This window comes from Xanthomonas dyei (assembly GCF_002939865.1).
Lineage (GTDB): Bacteria > Pseudomonadota > Gammaproteobacteria > Xanthomonadales > Xanthomonadaceae > Xanthomonas > Xanthomonas dyei.
This window is the reverse complement of the sequence record NZ_MDEE01000084.1, coordinates 1-5,305: the sequence shown is the minus strand read 5'-3', so window position 1 is coordinate 5,305 and position 5,305 is coordinate 1. Positions and strand designations below refer to the sequence as shown.

At 56.1% G+C, this 5,305-nt stretch carries 4 protein-coding genes and 2 pseudogenes; 5 read left to right on the top strand and 1 reads right to left on the bottom strand.

Annotation, left to right across the window (positions count from 1 at the left end):
• Positions 1 to 538 precede the first annotated feature (538 nt).
• The 3 genes and pseudogenes from xopAF to XdyCFBP7245_RS24680 form a co-directional block, all read left to right on the top strand.
• A complete protein-coding gene (xopAF, locus tag XdyCFBP7245_RS24685) occupies positions 539 to 949 on the top strand; it encodes a XopAF/AvrXv3 family type III secretion system effector (RefSeq protein ID WP_104617668.1) in 411 nt (136 codons plus the stop codon).
• Between the two features lie 256 nt (positions 950 to 1,205).
• The gene (gene xopB / locus XdyCFBP7245_RS23045; protein WP_244907913.1) at positions 1,206 to 3,047 is read left to right on the top strand and encodes a XopB/HopD1 family type III secretion system effector; all 1,842 of its coding nucleotides are present in this window, start codon (positions 1,206 to 1,208) and stop codon (positions 3,045 to 3,047) included.
• A gap of 114 nt (positions 3,048 to 3,161) precedes the next feature.
• Positions 3,162 to 3,398 (top strand): annotated as a pseudogene (locus XdyCFBP7245_RS24680) (recombinase family protein); the annotation flags it as partial.
• Positions 3,399 to 3,503: 105 nt separating this feature from the next.
• Here the strand turns inward: XdyCFBP7245_RS24680 and XdyCFBP7245_RS23035 are convergent.
• Positions 3,504 to 3,779, bottom strand: coding sequence for a hypothetical protein (locus XdyCFBP7245_RS23035; protein WP_104617667.1), 276 nt, complete (start codon positions 3,777 to 3,779; stop codon positions 3,504 to 3,506).
• Between the two features lie 177 nt (positions 3,780 to 3,956).
• Here XdyCFBP7245_RS23035 and XdyCFBP7245_RS23030 point away from each other — a divergent pair.
• Positions 3,957 to 4,310: pseudogene (locus tag XdyCFBP7245_RS23030) on the top strand (integrase); the annotation flags it as partial.
• 457 nt (positions 4,311 to 4,767) lie between these two features.
• A partial coding sequence (locus tag XdyCFBP7245_RS24090; RefSeq protein WP_158255534.1) for a YopJ family acetyltransferase occupies positions 4,768 to 5,305 on the top strand: 538 nt, incomplete at its 3' end.

Sequence of the window (5,305 nt, the reverse complement as noted above, 5' to 3'; positions counted from 1 at the left end):
CTCCGCCTCAATGGCTTCGTCGTCGCAGCTAAGACTTCGGTGAGGTAAAGCGAAGCGGCGCGCTCTTCGCCAAACTTGCTTCTATAGTCACTGTAGGAGATCGACATGGGTCTATGCGCTTCAAAGCCGAGCGTGGCAGGGTCACCTGCGGGTTATGCAACCCCCACCACAGAGCAGGTCACGCCATCCGAGTCCTCTCATCAACCAGTAGCTTCAAATGCAGGAGCATTCGATGGTTTAAACGGGCGTCCGCCAAAATTGTCTCATCATCGACTGGCGAGGCGAGCCGGGCAATATACGCTAAAGCAAGCTTCTATAGCTGACTATCAATCAGAGAGAGGACACCCTAGTGATTCAATAAAAGATCGTAGCGGATCCTTGTTTCCATGGGTTCGTGTTGCCGATGTCAATTCGGGCTCTCCTTATAGCTTTGAGATAGATAGTTCCACTACAGTTAAGGTGGCAGGATTCAACGGTCTGACTCTTAACCATCAAGGAACACGTCACCTCTACAGCGCTGGAACAAAGCCAAGTGAACATGCCGGTGGTCACCGATAATATGACTGCCTGCATTGCGGTCGCATGCGCTGCGGAAAGAAGCGATCCTTACACAGGCGAACGCATGCCCGGCGCGCAGGTTCGAGTATTTCATCTCCTGCCTTTTAATCACGAAGAACTCCAGCCGGAAAACATTATAGCATCCATTCGTGATTATATACATGACGTCAGGGCCAAGGGCCTGACTATGCGCGTTGCAATGTATGGAGGAGATCGAGTCGGTGATTTCTCAGTGAGCACTGCAGAGGCGCTGGAAGATCTGTTTGAAAATGAAGCAATACCCGTGGAATTCAATGAGACATGCGCCAATCGAAATTCAGAAGCGCTGCTCGGTGCCGTCATTCTAAATGACTATTCAACTCAGTTCATAAAGCAGTTGGTTGCTGCCTGACATGAATTAACTGACTTGAAATATATTTTTGCGAAGATAGTTTGGTGACATGGACAATCTCACTTCGCCGTGAAGTCGCTCAGACCAACTCGCTTGGACGGCTTCACAACCCTTGGTGTTGGGATTCGGAGCTTAACTTGCCACGGGGATGATGCGTTGCAAGCCCTGCCCGGAGCCGGTCCTGCATGCTGCCAGCAATTTCCATGACTGAGGGTCAGGGCTAATCAGGATAACTTATAAAAGAGGTTAGGAAGGCATGAGAACAGAGTTCCCACGATCCCATTCCCTGTCGTCACTCGAGCACATACGCCACCCCGAATCTGGTATAGGCAACGACTGTGATCTAGAAGCTGGCGCACAGCCCCAAAATAGCGTCTTCCGTCAGTCCGAAGATAGCAGATTGCCAACCACCAGGCCCCCCCGGCGGCGCGGCACAAGCAGCGGGTCTACTAGCCCCAAGTCCACTAGGCAAGGTTCCGGTCACACCGATAACAGTGGGTTAGAAACTCCGCTACTGATCTCGTCAACAGGTCTCCAAAAGCCCAGGTATACGGGATTGGTGCGCAGGGAGTCGAGCCGCCTTGTTTCTGCCGACCCTGTGGTGCACGCGCTGCTATCCTTCGCGCAGGTTGACCAGCCATTTCCATCACAGGTCGCGAGCACTGACGGGGTCCGACTAGAGCTGGTGTCCCGTCGAGACCCGGAGAAAGCGCTTGAGGAGTTCAAGGACGCATTCACGGTTGAGACGGCGCAATTGATGAGCGCCGCCGACTCGTCAGAGCGGACATCTGAGCAAATCGATGCGGACATTCATATACCCTTGTTGCTTAAGGCTATTGAGCGGGGGTCCGCAGCATTTGGACCAAGCGCTTTGATCGAGATGGCAGACGGCAGCCAGATCAGCGCGAAAGCGTTCCTCGCCTCGTGTGCCCCAGATGTCATGTCCAATGACGATGTCCTGTCGGCGTTCATCAACCAGAAACTGAAAGGGGACGAGGACCTCCAGGTCCGTCTGGGGGCACAGGAATTGCTATATGTGGCGACCAAGAAAGAGTTTCAGCTCGGCGGCTTGGCCGGTAGCATCGGCGTCAGCAGCGTCATCGGCTCGGCATGGGAACTCGGCGCTTCGGAACTGTTGAAAAAAGCCATCTTCGGCAACAATTTCTCGCCCAGTCAGTATGCTCTGCAATTGGCCGGAATCGATTCAGTGCCCCCTTTGATAATCGAGACCATGGACACCATGTTTGTGCTTGCAATCATCAAGGGTATGAAGGGTGAGGACTGGTCCATGCGCGACCTGCTTCCCAAGGCAATGAAAGCCGGCGCCATCTCCTCAGTTGTGTCATTCCCCAATAACGTCTTGCAGTACACAGGCTTTAAATCAGGAGCAGGTGATCTTGCTGCCAATGCGACGACAACCGAAGCGGCTATTTTTGGCGCTGCCTCTGGCATTCCACCCGAAGTCAAGGAAAGCGAAGAGTTGATGCGTGCTGGATTGTTCCAGAGCATTAAGGACGGCGTCATGGCGCACCCTGGCCAGAAGATGGGCCCAGAAGAGGCGATTGAGCAGATGACGCGTCATGCGCTTGATGTTGCACCCGGCGAAAGCACCGCTGTCAAGTCTATGGGGCTGGCATCCATTGTCGGGATGATCCCGCTGATCGCCGGCAGCAAAGCTACAGGATTGCTCTCGGAAAAGGTGCTGCGTATCTTCCGGAGCACCGTGTTTAATCCGATCGAAGCCATCGCTCTGAACGCACTGGCGCTTGGAGGGCGCGTTCATGTTCCTGGGCTATTTGAATCAGACAATGCTAAGCACGCGCGGGTTGTGCAAACCATTCTGGCGCGAGCAAGCGAGGAAATGGAAAGCGGGGCACGGGAAATTACCGCAGAAGAATTGCATCAGATTTTGGCGCCCAAAAGCGAGTTCCTTCGTCATGTAGGAACCGCAATTGTCAAGGGCATGAATGCAAGCTTCGAGGCCCTTCCCGCGCTGGCCCGTAAACTTGGATACGGCGACACTCCCTTGACCAAACGTATTCCGTATCAGGACCTGGCTGTGTCTAATACTTCGCACCGACCCGCCCCTGAGCCGTAATCGAGGGTCGGCAGAGATTCGTGTAAAAAAAGCAAAAAATGCGCTAACTCACTGATACAATGGATGAAATACGATCGTGTGAGCTATTTTTACACGTATGTCGGCTGACCCCCGCAGATCGCTCGCGACGACTACGAGGACCGCCGCGAGCGTCAACGTCAGGGCATTGAGCTGGCGAAGGCCAGAGACAAGTACCGTGGCCGCCCGGCAGACGCAGCTGTACATGCTCGCATCGTTGCGTCGCGCGGCCGTGGAGAGACAAGCGCCAACACTGCACGCCTGGCAGGCACGAGCGTCACCACCGTCAAGCGTGTCTGGGCCGCTCACTGCGCGCAAGGCCACGACAATTGAGCACTAGGCAGGGTCATCAGGTAGAGATGGCTCTGGGTCCGCCTAGAACTCGCCAGTGGGCCAGATTGAATTGGGGCCACGACGACGCCGGCGCATGTGAGGCGTTTACGTAGGGGCTTTGCCCCTACACCCCAGATCAGCGCCCCCTGCTTGTTTGGCTTTTTTGCAGCCAATTTTGTGGCCAAACTCGAACAGCGAGAGGATGGCTTGGCACACATTTTTTTCTCGCTCCGCCAGCCCAGCGCGATCGTCTAGGACGTGCACCCGAGCCGCGCCCGCGATCCAACGGTGATCTGCCTCGGGGAACGCGTTTCCAAGTATGGCTTCGGCGTGCGCAATAAGCTCTTGTTCCAGCATCTGTTCCAGCATCGTGATTTTCATCAGCGTCGCGTCTCTGGCGTGCCTGTGAGGACATAGAGGATATCCACTCCTATTCGGGGGGCAGCCGACATACGTGTAGAAATAGCTCACAAGATCGGATTTCATTCATTACATCAGTGAGTTAGCTGATATTTTGGCGCAACAAAACTACACGACTAATGCCAGTTCAGTCTCATACTGGAACGCCATACCCGCCTGGAGCAGGAACTGACCCAGACACGCCAGCGAGCCGACGCCCAGCAGCGCGAGCGTGACGCGCTGCGCCTGACAGCCGCCGAGCACCAAGTCCTGCAGGTGCGATGGACCATAGATGTCCAAGCGCTGGAAGGCGTGCGCGCCGAACTGGCTGCGGCACGGACCGATCTGGTCGAAGAGCGCCAGCGCCGGGAACATGCCGAGGCGGACACCTTGCGGGCCACGACGGTACGTCTGAGCACGCTGGAACAGTTACTGGTGCAGCTGCGGCCAGCGCACTCCGTCGGCGAACCCGAAAACGCCATTTCAGCCGGTGCAATGACGGCAGGCAGATGATCAGCCGTTTTGGGGGAAGGCACCGGTCATCCCGTATGCCTTTCGTCGTCCCAGCCACGACTTCGGTGAGGCGAAGCGAAGCGCTCCCCCGCCAAACTTGCTTCTACAGTCACCGCAGGAGATCGACATGGGTCTATGCAATTCAAAGCCGAGCGTGGCAGGGTCACCTGAGCATTATGCAACCCACACTACAGAGCAGGCCGCGCCATCCGAATCACCGCTGTCATCGCATAAGGAGTCGCCTTCTTCTTCGATCAGTGCACTGCGCGAGGCTTTACCTTCCCCACCGCGTCGCTCCGCTTCTCCCGAACCGCAGGGCTCACCCAGTTGGCAAGGGGCAGGATGGTCCGGCCATGAGGGTTTTAGCAGCTGGTCAGAATGCCAGGGCAACTTTTATGACTCAGCCCATGAGTGGCAGTGCGTATCGACCGGCGAGTATCCGATCGCTCCTGCCGATATGCGGTCTCAGCCCGCCTGGAACCCTTATGCCAGCTTTGACACTGGCGCAGCTTCTTCGCACCCTCAAGCACTCCAAGAACGGGCGCAAGATTCGCGCACATCTCAACCCGTAACGGAGGCCATCAACGCTCTTCGCCAAATCAAGGCACGCTTCGCGGCGCTGCTCGATGGAAACTGGACGCCGGGAGAGGAAGAAAAAATCTTCGACGCCGTAGTCATTCCGACGCTAATCGCGGCGGAGTCCGCGCGCAAACCCGGCTCGCCATTGACTTTGCTCGATACGTCCAAGGAACTTGGTCAATGGTTGAGAAAAAGCATCCCCGCGTCGGGCAAGAGGGCCGTAGCCGTACTGCCAGGCTACGAAGAGCATGCAGTCGCCGTGGATGTCCGCATTATCGGTGGGCGGCGTTCGGTCTTTATCATCGATCCACTGGGAACGGATCCCGACCCTGAGGTTTCCCCACATTTTTTTCTGCGAGATCAAGTGCTTGCTGGGCCAGGGTGTGGAAGAAGGTGCGCGCATGGTGCACGCTTCA